This window comes from Rhodopseudomonas palustris BisB18 (assembly GCF_000013745.1).
Taxonomy (GTDB): Bacteria; Pseudomonadota; Alphaproteobacteria; order Rhizobiales; family Xanthobacteraceae; genus Rhodopseudomonas_A; species Rhodopseudomonas_A palustris_F.
In genome coordinates this window covers 4,479,452-4,492,077 of record NC_007925.1, presented here as the reverse complement: position 1 = coordinate 4,492,077, position 12,626 = coordinate 4,479,452, and the positions used below count along the sequence as shown (strand labels likewise).

Here is a 12,626-nt window from a genome sequence, read left to right as displayed (position 1 = left end):
CCGGATCGGCCGGCGCTCGGCGGCTCGGCGCCTTTGAGGGGACAACACGCTTGAGTTCAGAACCGCTGCTCGACACGATCAGCACAGGCGATGGTTTGTTACTGCGTCCGACCGGATCATGGACGGCGGTGCATGCCGCGGCGCTCGAGCATTTGTTCGACGTCGTCGCGCCGCAGTTGCGGCAGGCCAAGGCGCTGACGATCGACCTTGCCGAACTGCATGAAATCGACACCCTCGGTGCCTGGCTGTTGGAAAAGATCTCGCGCCGCGCTGCCCAGGCAGGGCATCCCGCCAGCGTGGTCGGCGCCGCCGAGCGCTATGCCGGGCTGATCGACCAGGTGCGGCAAGTCAACCGCCGGCAGCCGGCCAATGCGGTGCGCGGAAGCCTGATCCTGACGCGACTCGAAGACATCGGCCGGGCCACCTGGGGCGCGCGCGAAGACCTGTTCGCCTTCCTGCAGATGACGGGCGCGCTCGCCAACGCGTTGCTCGGCGTGCTGCGCCGGCCGCGCTCGTTGCGGCTGACGTCGCTGGTCTATCAGATCTATCGGGTCGGTTGGCAGGCGATCCCGATCATCGGGCTGATCACCTTCCTGATCGGCGCGATCATCGCCCAGCAGGGCATCTTCCATTTTCGCAAGTTCGGGGCGGAGTCCTATGTCGTCGACATGGTGGGCATCCTGGTGTTGCGCGAACTCGGCGTCTTGATCGTGGCGATCATGGTGGCCGGGCGATCCGGCAGCGCCTACACCGCCGAACTCGGCTCGATGAAGATGCGCGAGGAGATCGACGCGCTGTCGACCATGGATCTCGATCCGGTCGAGGTGTTGATCCTGCCGCGGGTGATCGCGCTGATTATCGCGCTGCCGATCCTGGCTTTCCTGGGCGCGATGGCGGCGCTGTACGGCGGCGGGCTGGTCGCTTGGTTCTATGGCGGCATGAGTCCGACCATCTTCATCGCGCGACTGCACGAGGCGGTCTCGATCACTCATTTCGAGGTCGGCATCATCAAGGCGCCGTTCATGGCGCTGGTGATCGGCATCGTCGCCTGCAGCGAAGGCTTGCGGGTCATGGGCAGCGCGGAATCGCTCGGCCGGCAGACCACCGCCTCGGTGGTGAAGTCGATCTTCTGCGTGATCGTGCTCGACGGGCTGTTCGCCGTGTTCTTCGCCTCGATCGGAATGTAGCGATGGACGCCATCCCCGAACAATTCGCGATCCGCGTCCGCGACCTTGTGGTCGGCTTCGGCGATCAGATCGTGATCGATCATTTGTCGCTGGATGTCCACCGCGGCGAAATACTCGGGCTGGTCGGCGCCTCCGGCGGCGGCAAGTCGGTGCTGATGCGCACCATCATCGGCCTCATTCCGAAGCGCAGCGGCGAGATCGAGGTGATGGGCCGCGAGGCCGAAGGCGTGCTCGGCGGCCGGCGCCGCAGCGCCTCGGCCTGGGGCATTCTGTTTCAGCAGGGCGCGCTGTTTTCGTCGCTGACCGCGCGGCAGAATGTACAGTTTCCGTTGCGCGAAAATCTCACGATTTCCGAACCGCTGATGGATGAAATCGCCACCGCCAAGCTGGAGATGGTGGGGCTCGCGCCGGACGACTGGGACAAGTTTCCGGCGCAATTGTCCGGCGGCATGACCAAGCGTGTGGCGTTGGCACGGGCGCTGGCGCTCGATCCCGGCATCGTCTTTCTCGACGAGCCGACTTCGGGCCTCGACCCGATCGCCGCCGGCGACTTCGACGTGCTGATCCAAACCCTGCAGAAGACCCTCAAGCTCACCGTGTTCATGGTGACGCACGATCTCGCCAGCCTCAACACGGTGTGCGACCGCGTCGCCGCGCTGGCCGACGGCAAGATCGTCGCCGTCGGTCCGATGGGTGAGCTGCTTGATTCCGATCATCCGTGGGTGAGGGCTTATTTCCACGGCAAACGCTCGCGCATGCTGCGACCAACAAAGGACTAGGCACCATGGAAACCCGTGCGCCTTTCATTATCGTCGGCGCCTTCGTTCTGGCGGCGATCGCCGCGGTGTTCGGCTTCGTGTTGTGGCTGCACAACACCAGCGGTCTCGGTGCGCGCACCACCTATCATGTGCAGTTCAACGGCTCTGTGCCGGGACTTCTGGTCGGTGCCGCGGTGCTGTTTAACGGCATTCGCGTCGGCGAGGTCACCGAGCTCGGGCTGGCGCCGGACAATCCGCGCCAGGTCAATGCCACGATCGGCGTCGATGCGACGACGCCGGTGCGCGCCGACACCAAGGTCGGGCTGGATTTCCAGGGCCTGACCGGCGTGCCGGTGATCGCGCTGGAAGGCGGAACACAATTGGCGCCATCCGGGACGGTGCCGACGCTGGTCGCCGACCCCGGCGCCGGGCAGAGCATGACCCAGGCGGCGCGCGAAGCCTTGCGCAAGGTCGACGCGGTGTTGACCGAAAACGCCGAGCCATTGAAGGCGACGATCGGCGATCTGAAGATCTTCGCCGAGGGGTTGGCGCGTAACACCGGTAAGCTCGATGGTATCATGGCGGGGGTCGAGCGAATGACCGGTGCCGACAAACCGGTCGTGACCAAGGTCGTTTACGATCTGCGCGCCGCGACCGACTTGCCGCCGGGCAAGCCGATCAAAGGACAGTTGGCGATCGCCGAGCCGACCTACGTGGTGATGTTCGACACCCAGCGGCTCCTCCTCGCGCCTGGGCTGGATTATCCCGCCTTCGCCGGTTTCCAATGGAGCGACAGCATTCCCAAGCTGGTGCAGGCGAAATTGATCCAGAGCTTTGAAAACTACGATATTGCCCACGCCCCGCTGCGTGCTTCGGACGCGCTGCAGGCCGACCATCAGCTACTGATCGATATTCGCAGCTTCCAGGTCGGTGGTTCACCCGACTTGGCGGCGGAGGTCGCCTTCTCGGCGAAAATCGTCAGCAAGGACGGCAAACAGGTGGCTGCGAAGCTGTTTCGGGCCAGCGCGCCGCTCGACAAGCCGGAGCCGCTCGCGGCCTTGGCGGCATTCAATGAGGCGTTCGGCAGCGTCGCCAAGGAGCTGATCCAGTGGACGGCGTCGGCCCTGTGAGGCTATTCGAGGGTCTTCAGGAACGAGAGCAAATCGTTGATCTGCCCCGGCGCTAACTCGAAGGCCGGCATCGCGGCGTGCCCGGTGTAGATTCCCTCGGCGAATGCTTCGGCAAGGGTTTCAATAGGATAGCGCAGGTGCAGGGCGCGAAACGGCGGCGCGCGATCGAGCCGGCTCGGATGCCGCCGGTCGATCGAGTGACAGCGCGAGCAATGGGCTTTCGCGAAGGCTTGCCCCCGCCGCTCGGCCGGCGAGGCTGCGACAGCGCCGCTGGTCAGCAAAAGAGTGATCGCAATACAGGCTGAGGCGATCCGCATTGGGTCCGCTCGGTTTGTGGAAAGGACGTCAATGGCGCCGTTCTGACCATGAAGTAGCGTTGCTCTTTGGCATTGATCTGTGTCAAGTCGTCTTGACAATCTGCGAACATATTAGCGATTCTGAGGCATCGTTCGAAGGCCATCGAAATCGGCGCCGCGGCAAGAGAGACGACCTGTAGCCCAAACGAGAACGACTCCGGAGTAACGCATGCCGCACCTCGCCTTTCCCAACAATTCCTGTGAAGAGTTTCGCTGTGCGACGCATTGCGCGGTTCGGCCGCTGGCGATCTGCGCCGAACTCAACCCGACGGAGCATCAGGAATTCGAGCGGATGGCCCAGCACGTCCGCTACGCGCCGAAGGAGGCGTTGTTCTCCGAGGACGAAATTGCCGATTCGGTGTACAGCCTGACCGAAGGTATAGCGCGGCTCTACAAGCTGCTACCGGACGGCCGACGCCAGATCATCGGCTTCGCGCTCCCCGGCGATTTTCTCGGCATGGCGCCGAGCAGCCGCTACAGTTTCTCGGCGGACGCGATCGGCACCGTGGTGACCTGCCGGTTTTTTAAGGGGCCGTTCATCCGTTTCATCGAAAACAAGCCACACATGTTGTTGAGAATGAACGAGTTCGCCACCCGCGAACTCGGTCAGGCCCAGGATCAGATGCTTTTGCTCGGACGTCGCTCGGCCGAGGAGAAGGTGGCGGCATTCCTGGTCGGCTGGCGGGATCGGCTGGCGCGCGTCGAAGGGGTGACCAAGACGGTCATGCTGCCGATGGGCCGCCAGGACATCGCGGATTTCCTCGGCCTGACCATCGAGACGGTCAGCCGGACGTTCACCAAGCTCGAGCGGGAAAAGTTGATCGTCATCGTTCCGGACGGAGTCCGCGTGCTTGATCCGAAACGCTTCGACGCCCTGGCTGCGGCCTAAGGGCCATCGCAGCGGCGGTGCGGCCTTCCGGGCTCAATCGAGGCTAAGGCCATGCGCGACAGCCGGGCGTTTCACGCCAGAGCCCGCCATTATTTCTATGAGATCCTGGAATCCTCGCCGCAGGGCTCGCGCGCGGGACGCATCGTCAACAGCGCGATCATCTTTCTGATCATCCTCAGCATCGCCACCACGGTGGTGGAATCCGTGCCGCAGCTGCGCGCGGACTACGGCGGGCTGTTCAGGTGGATCGAGTACATCAGCCTCGCCGCTTTCAGCATCGAGTATTATATCCGGGTCTGGATCGCGCCCGAACATTTGCCCTACCGTCAGATGAAGCCGTTCGCGGCCTGCCGCGCCTTCGTGCTGAGCCCGCAAGGCATCGTCGATTTCCTCACCGTGGCGCCGCTGTGGATCGCACTGCTCGGGTTCGACGATCTGCGCGTGCTGATCATCCTGCGGATCCTGCGGGTGCTGAAATTCGCGCGCTATTCGTCGGGCATGCGCTCGCTGCTCGAGGTGCTGGAAAGCGAGCGGCGTGCGCTCGGCGCCTGTCTGGTGATCCTCTTATGCGCGACGCTGGTTTCGGCCACTGCGATGCATCTGATCGAGGGCCAGGTGCAACCGGACAAATTCGGCACCATTCCGGAGGCGATGTGGTGGGCGATCGTCACTTTAAGCACCATCGGCTACGGCGACGTGGTTCCCGCCACCGGGCTCGGCAAGATGGTGGCTTCCTTCACCATCATCGGCGGCCTGGTGATGATTGCGTTGCCGGTCGGCATCGTCGCCAACGCGTTTTCGGAGGTGATCCACCGCCGCGATTTCATCGTCAACTGGAGCATGGTGGCGCGGGTGCCGCTGTTCTCGCACCTGACCGCCGGCGACATCGCGCATATCATGCAGCTCTTGCAGGCGCGCCAGATGGACCGCGACGACATCGTATTCCGTCGCGGCGAGGTGGCGCACGCGATGTATTTCATCGCCGAGGGCGAGGCGGAGATCGAACTCGGGCCGGATCAAAGGGGCCGGCGCATCCGGCTCGGACCGGGGCATTTCTTCGGCGAGAGCGCGGTGCTGAAGCGAATGGAGCGGTCCGCCACGGTGCGGGCGGTGTCCCGGCTCCGGCTGCTCGTGCTGGATGCCAATGATCTGCGCGCCTTGATCGCGCGTGAGCCCGGGATCGCCAAGAAGATCAACAAGATCATGCACGGGCGCAGCAACACCCCAATCGAGATGGACCCGGCCGCCAAGGAAGAGGTGATCTCGGGTGGCACGGCTTAGAGCAGGATGGCGTTCTTCCTGTTCTAGCTTCTTGATCGGGCATGAGCTTTTCCGAAAGCGGATATCCCTCTTTCGGCATTCATGCCTAACTTCCGAGGGCATCCGTTGTTGTCGCAGCCATCAATCTCGGGGCATGCGGTTGGGAGGGCGCGGATCGGTCCGTCAACTCGCTGCTGGCGCCGCGGTCATCGCGACGGCGAATCCGCGGGAACTCATCAGGCCATGGCAGTGAGGTCTGGTCCGCAATTGCGGTAATGAATACACTTGCCGCGCGCGCAAATGTCGATCCTGGCGGCAATTGCAGCGCCCGGCAGAAGTCTGGCGGCATCGCCTCGGGTTCGTCCAGCACGGCCAGCGCCGGGCCCCACCACCAGGCGGCGGCGGGCGACCGCTCGCGGTCATCGACCGTGCGCCAAACGGCGTACTCCCGCACGATGCGCTCGAACTGAAATCTGGCTGCTGAGAGCATTGCGCTGTCCGATCCATAGGGCGGTGGGCTAACTCGGGAATCGGCTGAGAGTTGCCGGCGTTCGTCAGTCCGCTCGAATCCAGAGCCGGCGCGGGCGTTATGGCGTCCCTTGTGTCAAGTTTGGTGCTGAACGGGTTACCATTTCTTGCGCCGACGAGGCGTGTTATCTTTTGTCATGGCCTTACCCTCGACCTTACCTACGACCATCGACATACGACATTCGACGTGTCCGCATGATTGCCCGTCAGCCTGCGCGCTGGACATTGAAGTCGTCGACAACGCCACGATCGGGCGCGTTCGCGGCTCAAAGCACCAGAGCTACACGGCGGGCGTGATCTGCGCCAAAGTCGCGCGCTATGCCGAGCGGATTCACCATCCGGACCGGCTGCTGCATCCGCTGAAACGCACCGGCCCGCGCGGCTCTGGTCAGTTTGCTCGGATCTCATGGGACGAGGCGCTGGGTGAGATCGCAAGGCGCTTCGAGCAAGCCGAACGCGACCACGGCGCCCAGTCGGTGTGGCCGTATTACTATGCCGGCACGATGGGCCTGGTGATGCGGGACGGTATCAATCGGCTGGCCAACGTCAAAAGATACTCCCGCTTCTACGGCACGATCTGTTCGACCATCGCCTGGGCCGGGTTCGCGGTCGGCACCGGCAAGGTCGCGGGCGTCGATCCGCGCGAAATGGCAAAGTCAGATCTGGTGGTGATCTGGGGCACCAACGCGGTGTCGACCCAGGTCAACGTCATGACCCACGCCACCCGCGCCCGCAAGGAACGCGGCGCCAGGATCGTTGCGATCGACGTCTACGACAACGAGACGATGAAGCAGGCCGATATCAAGATCCTGCTGCGACCCGGCACCGACGGCGCCTTGGCTTGCGGCGTGATGCACGTGCTGTTTCGCGACGGCTACGCCGATCGCGATTACCTCGCGCGGTACACCGATTGCCCGGACGAACTCGAGGCGCATCTGGCCAGCCGGACCCCGCAATGGGCCTCGGCGATCTGCGGGGTGCCGGTCGAGGAGATCGAGAGCTTTGCGCTGGCGATCGGTGAGACCCGGCGCAGCTTTTTCCGCCTCGGCTATGGCTTCACCCGCAGTCGCAACGGCGCCGCGCAAATGCATGCGGCGCTGTGCATCCCTGCAGTCACCGGTGCCTGGCAATACGAGGGCGGCGGCGCGTTCTTCAACAACGGCGCGATTTGGCGAATCGACAAGACGCTGATCGAGGCGCTCGACAGCATCGATCCGACGATACGCCGGCTCGATCAATCGAAAATTGGACGCATTCTAACCGGCGAGCCCGAGGCGCTTGGCGACGGGCCGCCGGTGAAGGCGATGCTGATTCAAAATACCAACCCGATGGCAGTCGCCCCCGAACAGGCGCTGGTTCGGCAGGGCTTCGCGCGTGACGATCTGTTCGTGGCGGTGCACGAGCAGTTCATGACCGAGACCGCGCAGATCGCCGACATCGTGTTGCCGGCGACGATGTTCATGGAGCACGACGACCTCTATTACGGCGGCGGTCACCAGCACATCTCGGTCGGCCCCAAGCTGATCGAGCCGCCGGGCCAATGTCGCTCCAACCATCAGGTGATTCAGGCGCTTGCGACGCGGCTCAATGCCAACCACCCGGCATTCGAACTGACTGCGCGCGAAATCATCGATGCGACGCTCGAACGCAGCGGCCGTGGCAGCATCGACGCGTTGCAGGCCGAGCTATGGCGCGACGTTCAGCCGGATTTCCGCGCTGCGCATTACCTCGACGGTTTCGCACATTCGGATCGCAAGTTCCATTTCAAGGCGGATTGGTCGCGCGTCGGCCTGCCTCACGCCGGCCTGGTCGGGCCCTGGCAGCAAATGCCGGCGCTCCCGGACCATTGGGCGGTGATCGAGCAGGCGGACGATGAGCACCCGTTTCGGCTCGCGACCAGTCCGGCGCGTAGTTTCCTCAATACCAGCTTCACCGAGACACCGTCGTCGCGAGCCCGCGAGGGCCGTCCGACGGTGCTGATGCACCCCGCCGACGCGGCGCGGCTCGATCTTCGCGACGGCTGCGCCGTTACGCTCGGAAATCGACGCGGTGAGACCACGCTCAACGTCAGGTTGTTCGATGGCGTGAGGCCGGGGGTCTTGGTGGCGGAGTCGGTTCACCCGAACCACGCCCATGCCGGAGGGATCGGAATCAACGTCCTGACTGGAGCTGATCCGGTCGCCCCTCATGGTGGCGCGGCATTTCATGACAACAAAGTCTGGGCGAGGAGAGCATTTTCGCACTCCGCAAGCCCCGTCGGCGATCGGTGAAGAATGCCGGACGTGTTGGCCACGACTTGCCGCGGGCCATTGGCATAACAGCCGCAAAGTCCCGGACGTGCAACGTCCCGGACGTACAAAGTCCTGGACGTGCAAAGTCCTGGGACAGCAAAGTCCTAGACATGCGGAGTCTTCGGAGGCACAAGGCCTCCGTAGACATCAGCGCTGATGGCCGAGCCCGATGCCGAGCTTGAGAGCCTTCTGACGCAGCGATCCCACCGTACGTTTGGTGAGCTTTGCAATCTTCGCCACCGGGGTCTTCGCCTTGGAGTGAGCGCGAAGTTCTTTCACGTCTTCCTTGGTATATTCGCGGCGGGTGATCTTCGGCTTGGTCTTCGCCTTGGAGACGGTCTTGGCCACTTTGGCCTTCACTGTCTTCTTTACGGTCTTCGCTTTAGCTTTCTTAGCCACTAGTCGCTCCTTTATTAAAGCGTCCTTCTACTACAGCCTTTGCAAATCGACAAATGCATTTTGAGTAAGCAGATCCTGCACTATCGAACTAATTGGGACCGAATTCGAGTAGTGCTACTAATATTCAACCGGAATTGAGCGCAAATCGATACCAAACCCGGATTTTTTTCGGTTCCGGGCCCGAGGTGTGAAGCTGGATCGCACAATGACGTTATCTGTTCGGAAAGGATTTTCGACACATTCCTGCGGGGCCGCGTCTGCGAATCCGCCGCGACGCGCAGTGATCAGTTGATCAGATCGCCAGATCTGCGTCGGAATCGCCCGAGCCCGCCGGAGAGAGGCCTCAGATCCGGCTGGTATCACTACGCAGTGCGGCCCGGGTCCTGGCCAGGACGGCGTCGTAGTAAGCCTCACGCTGTTGCCGGATCCTGATCTGATGATCGCGGAAAGCGGCGACGTGTCTGATGATGTCCGCGCGTTCTGATGTCGCCTCGGCGCTACTCGGGCCGGCGTCCCGTAGCATATCGACCGGCGTCCCGTCGATCAGCGGCAAGTCTCTCGGGAGCCGTCTGTCGTGCGCAATCGGTCTTGTCGCGGCGTCTTCGTCAGCAAACCTCTGAGTTCGCTCCACGAACCTATCGCGCTGCTGTTTCCCATAATTCATGCATACCCCCCGTCTTGCGAATCAACTGGCGCAACGCTCGCTGATGGGTCAATCAAAATGAAGGCAAGTGTGCCGCAGCCCGAGCTCGGCGGTGGATAAATCGGCCATCGGCTTGCGAGGCATGAAGGTAATCGCTAGCCCAGCGTGAGTGGAGGGCCGGATGGCAAAGATCGAAATTGATAGCCTGAGCATCGACGAACTGGCCGCGCTAAGGGATAGCGTCGCCGACAAACTGGTGGAGAAGGTTGCCGCGCGGCAGGCAGAGCTAGAGGCCGAACTTGAGCAGTTATCGCGTTATGGAAAACCGAGCAAGAAGGCGCAGAGCTCCACCGCGGTGAAGCCGGGCAGGGGCACTGGCTCCAAAGAACAGGTTACGAACGCCGGCTGATACGCAAACGGGTGAGACATCCCGACCGGACCGCGGATCGGCCACCATTCTGGCGCAGCGGAGGTCTGATGGGCTTGTATTGCCATTCCGCTCCGGTCTTGATGAGAATAGTGTGCGACAACGGCCCCCGTGGCTCTGCGCATCCCGAAGTCACTCTCTATTATGTGCTATAAGTTTGCTGGCGTTCGGGTTCGTAAGTCATGGCGTGGATCATGGCTGAGATTAGCTGAGTTAATCGGGAGCTGACATGTCGGATTATCACGGCCCGCTTCGCGTCGGGATCGGTGGTCCGGTCGGGTCGGGAAAGACCGCCCTGATGGACTTGCTGTGCAAAACACTGCGGGACCGCTATCAGATCGCCGCCATCACCAACGACATCTACACCAAATGGGATGCTGAATTCCTGGTTCGTTCCGGCTCGCTGACCCAGGATCGCATCGTCGGTGTCGAGACCGGCGGCTGTCCGCACACCGCGATCCGTGAGGACGCGTCCATGAATCTCGCCGCGGTCGCCGACATGCGCGCGAAATTTCCCGATCTCGATCTGGTGCTGATCGAATCCGGGGGAGACAATCTGGCTGCGACTTTTTCCCCCGAGTTGGCCGATCTGACGATCTATGTGATCGACGTCGCCGCCGGCGACAAGATTCCCTCGAAGGGCGGCCCCGGCATCACGCGCTCGGATCTGCTGGTCATCAACAAGATCGATCTGGCGCCGTATGTCGGGGCCTCGTTGGATAAGATGCAAATCGACGCCAAGCGGATGCGTGGCGAGCGGCCGTTCGTGATGACCAATCTGAAGACCCAGGAGGGTCTCGATCGAATTGTCGGTTTTATCGAGGCCAAGGGTGGTCTGCGCGCGGGCTCTTGACCTCTTAGACGGTTTCGCGAGCCGATTGTTGATCGCGCGGAACGATTCGGATGCTGTTCGATTGCCTTAACCCGGGTCGGGATGACCAGCCCGATCAACCAGGTGCCAATCCCCAGTTGCGTTTCAATGACCGCGCCTCCATTGTTCGGCTCATCGCACCAGTCGCGCTTCATTCCGGTCATGCGGACAGGCGGCGATCTCGCCTTTTATATGATTGCTGAGTGAGCGAGTGGTTCGGCTAGGATTCATCATCGGATTGGCGGCGATTATTGGGGTTCTGCTTTCAGGACTCGCGGCCTATCGCGTTCACCAGCAGGAATTGGCGATTGACCGAATTGCGCTGGCTCGGGCGATCGATGTCCACGCCAGCCTGGTCCAGGATCGTTTGACCGAGCGCGAACTGCTGGGGCGGGTCGCATCAGGCTTGTTCCGCACGCCTTCGATCGTCAAGGCCGATATGCTCGAGCCGCTGCGCAACTCGATCTACGCCTTCAAGACCGATTTTGTGGTCGCCAGTTGGGTTGCCCGACTACAACCCACGGAATTCGAGGCTGCACAACAGGTTCTGAGACGGGCGGGATTCCCCAACGCCCGGATTCGCAATTTCAACGATCAGCCATTGAACGCCACGCAACTCGGCAAACCGCTCGAAGTCCTGATGGATATCGAGCCGAGAAATGCCGAAACCACCGGCTTTCTCGGGCGCAGTCTGACCGAGCATCCGGTGTTGGGGCCGATCTTCGCGCGCGCCGCCGCCAAGGGCACGCCAGTGGCATCCGATCCCACCGAGTTACTCCACGTCGGCGGGCCGATCGGTCTAGTGTTGGTGGCGCCGGTGTTGCAGCAGGGCAGCGATGTGCCGGTGGGATTCGTCACGTTCTCCTACGAACTCGGGCCGCTGATGCTGGCCAACGACGATAATTCGCTGTTTTCAGTGGTGCTGATGGACCCGCGCAACGCCAATACCGAGCTTGTTGCGGACGATCGCGGCGATGTCACGGTCAGGACCGTGGCGCGTGACGGCACGGCTCCGACCCCGTCGGCGCAACGCACCGAACGGTTCGGCGGCCGCGACTGGTCTCTCGCCTATTACGCCAAGAAGAACTCGTTTGCCCGCGCGCAACAGATGGCCGCAATGGTCGCGGCGATCGGAATCGCGTTGACCGGGATCGTCTGCGGCCTGTTCGGCTATGTCGCCTACAGCAATCTGAGGTTGCGCCGGGAAATCGAGGTCAGGATCGGCTTCGAGCGGCGCCTCACCGCGGTGATCGACGAACTCAATCACCGCGTGAAGAACATCCTGGCGGTCATCCAGTCGATCGTGACCCGCACGCTGCGTCACGGCTCCGACGTCGACGTTGCCCGTGAATTGCTGATCGGCCGGATTCACGCGATGTCAAATGTGGTCTCGCTGCTGACCGAAAGCCAATGGCAGGGCGTGAAATTGCGGGGACTTCTGGAGGCGCGCGCGATTCCGCATTCCGAACGTATCGCCGCCAACGGTCCCGACATCATGGTCAGCGCCCGAGCCGCGCAAAGCCTCTCTTTGCTGTTTTTCGAGTTGGCGTCGCACACCGATGAAGGATTGTCGCTGGTGGGTAAGCACCCCAACGTGGTGGCGCAGTGGGAGGTCGGAGGCAGCGGTGCCGAGGCGACGTTCTATTTCCGCTGGGAGGAGTTCAACACCAGCGCGGCGACCCGTCGCGAAGACAGCGACTTCGGCACCATCCTGCTGGACCGAGTGGCGCCCGAGGCGTTGGGCGGCACGGCGAAGCGTTACTTCACCGACGTGAGCTATGTCTACGAAATCACCGCGCCGCTGGAGACCGTCGTCGACATGACCGAACGGGACCGCACCGAGCAAATCTCGGCGCCGCTCAACGCCGCACGAACCTCGCGATAGCA

13 protein-coding genes are annotated in these 12,626 nt (G+C 62.6%); 9 read left to right on the top strand and 4 right to left on the bottom strand.

All coding sequences use genetic code 11. The annotated features are described in order from the left end of the window. Window positions 1-50: 50 nt before the first annotated feature. The 3 genes from RPC_RS20210 to RPC_RS20200 are packed head-to-tail and all read left to right on the top strand — an operon-like array spanning window position 51 to window position 3,075. Window positions 51-1,187, top strand: a complete 1,137-nt coding sequence (locus tag RPC_RS20210) for an ABC transporter permease (RefSeq protein ID WP_011474450.1) — start codon at window positions 51-53, stop codon at window positions 1,185-1,187. A gap of 2 nt (window positions 1,188-1,189) precedes the next feature. Continuing rightward, the gene (locus tag RPC_RS20205; protein ID WP_011474449.1) at window positions 1,190-1,966 is read left to right on the top strand and encodes an ABC transporter ATP-binding protein; all 777 of its coding nucleotides are present in this window, start codon (window positions 1,190-1,192) and stop codon (window positions 1,964-1,966) included. Between the two features lie 5 nt (window positions 1,967-1,971). Next, window positions 1,972-3,075, top strand: coding sequence for an ABC-type transport auxiliary lipoprotein family protein (locus RPC_RS20200; RefSeq protein ID WP_011474448.1), 1,104 nt, complete (start codon window positions 1,972-1,974; stop codon window positions 3,073-3,075). A 2-nt stretch (window positions 3,076-3,077) separates the two neighbouring features. On the opposite strand, the gene RPC_RS20195 is transcribed toward RPC_RS20200, so the two are convergent. Beyond that, entirely contained in the window at window positions 3,078-3,392 is a 315-nt protein-coding gene (locus RPC_RS20195; RefSeq protein WP_011474447.1) for a c-type cytochrome, read from the bottom strand. 208 nt (window positions 3,393-3,600) lie between these two features. Here RPC_RS20195 and aadR point away from each other — a divergent pair, with 208 nt between their 5' ends. Together aadR and RPC_RS20185 are read left to right on the top strand one after the other, a co-directional pair. After that, window positions 3,601-4,320, top strand: a complete 720-nt coding sequence (gene aadR, locus RPC_RS20190; RefSeq protein ID WP_011474446.1) for a transcriptional activatory protein AadR — start codon at window positions 3,601-3,603, stop codon at window positions 4,318-4,320. Between the two features lie 51 nt (window positions 4,321-4,371). Then, window positions 4,372-5,601, top strand: a complete 1,230-nt coding sequence (locus RPC_RS20185) for a cyclic nucleotide-gated ion channel (protein WP_011474445.1) — start codon at window positions 4,372-4,374, stop codon at window positions 5,599-5,601. An 85-nt stretch (window positions 5,602-5,686) separates the two neighbouring features. Here RPC_RS20185 and RPC_RS20180 read toward each other — a convergent pair whose 3' ends face one another. After that, entirely contained in the window at window positions 5,687-6,070 is a 384-nt protein-coding gene (locus tag RPC_RS20180) for a hypothetical protein (RefSeq protein WP_011474444.1), read from the bottom strand. A gap of 175 nt (window positions 6,071-6,245) precedes the next feature. Here RPC_RS20180 and RPC_RS20175 point away from each other — a divergent pair, with 175 nt between their 5' ends. Beyond that, complete coding sequence (locus RPC_RS20175) at window positions 6,246-8,378, top strand: molybdopterin oxidoreductase family protein (protein ID WP_041802132.1); 2,133 nt, start codon at window positions 6,246-6,248, stop codon at window positions 8,376-8,378. A 168-nt stretch (window positions 8,379-8,546) separates the two neighbouring features. Here the strand turns inward: RPC_RS20175 and RPC_RS20170 are convergent, their stop codons facing one another. Next, entirely contained in the window at window positions 8,547-8,798 is a 252-nt protein-coding gene (locus RPC_RS20170; RefSeq protein ID WP_011474442.1) for a hypothetical protein, read from the bottom strand. Between the two features lie 343 nt (window positions 8,799-9,141). Next, a complete protein-coding gene (locus tag RPC_RS20165) occupies window positions 9,142-9,351 on the bottom strand; it encodes a hypothetical protein (protein WP_157043260.1) in 210 nt (69 codons plus the stop codon). A 271-nt stretch (window positions 9,352-9,622) separates the two neighbouring features. Here RPC_RS20165 and RPC_RS20160 point away from each other — a divergent pair, with 271 nt between their 5' ends. From RPC_RS20160 to RPC_RS20150, 3 genes are all read left to right on the top strand, one after another. After that, on the top strand, window positions 9,623-9,850 hold the full coding sequence (locus RPC_RS20160) for a hypothetical protein (RefSeq protein WP_041802130.1): 228 nt from the start codon (window positions 9,623-9,625) through the stop codon (window positions 9,848-9,850). A gap of 247 nt (window positions 9,851-10,097) precedes the next feature. Further along, window positions 10,098-10,721 (top strand): urease accessory protein UreG, encoded by a 624-nt coding sequence (gene ureG, locus RPC_RS20155; protein WP_011474439.1) that lies wholly within the window; start codon window positions 10,098-10,100, stop codon window positions 10,719-10,721. A 229-nt stretch (window positions 10,722-10,950) separates the two neighbouring features. After that, on the top strand, window positions 10,951-12,624 hold the full coding sequence (locus tag RPC_RS20150; RefSeq protein WP_011474438.1) for a CHASE domain-containing protein: 1,674 nt from the start codon (window positions 10,951-10,953) through the stop codon (window positions 12,622-12,624). Window positions 12,625-12,626 lie beyond the last annotated feature (2 nt).